Source organism: Leisingera sp. ANG-DT (assembly GCF_000813785.1).
GTDB lineage: Bacteria > Pseudomonadota > Alphaproteobacteria > Rhodobacterales > Rhodobacteraceae > Leisingera.
This window is the reverse complement of record NZ_JWLE01000045.1, coordinates 1-442: the sequence shown is the minus strand read 5'-3', so window position 1 is coordinate 442 and position 442 is coordinate 1. Positions and strand designations below refer to the sequence as shown.

Annotated in this window: 1 protein-coding gene; it reads right to left on the bottom strand. The window is 67.2% G+C overall.

What is annotated here, in order from left to right:
- Positions 1 to 15: 15 nt before the first annotated feature.
- Positions 16 to 442: OmpA family protein (locus tag RA21_RS20680; RefSeq protein ID WP_039152308.1), on the bottom strand; the 427-nt coding region annotated here is incomplete at its 5' end.

Below are 442 nucleotides of genomic sequence, written 5' to 3'. Positions count from 1 at the left end.
GGGGACAGCAGTGGTTCAGTTCAGAACCTTGAACTCGATCCGCCGGTTCCTGGCGCGGTTCTGCACCGTGTCGTTGGGCACCAGCGGTGTGGTTTCGCCGTAGCCGACAGCGACCAGGCGCTCTGCCGGGATGCCCATTTGCTGAAGGTACTGGTTCACCGCCGCGGCGCGTTTCTCGCTCAGCGTCATGTTCCAGGCCGCCTTGCCCTGGCTATCGGTGTGGCCGCCGACCTCAACCACCATGCCGGGGCAGCGGCGGATGATGTCCGACAGGCTGTTGAGGAAGTCGCGCGAGTTGGCATCGAGCCGGGCAGTGGAGGGCGCGAAGTTGACGCTGCGGCCCTGCGACAGGATTTCAAACCGGCCGGTGCAGGCCTCGCGGCTGAAATCGCCGCTGGCTTCCAGCGCGGTGGCGGCACCTGAGGCGGCTGTCCCCGCGGGG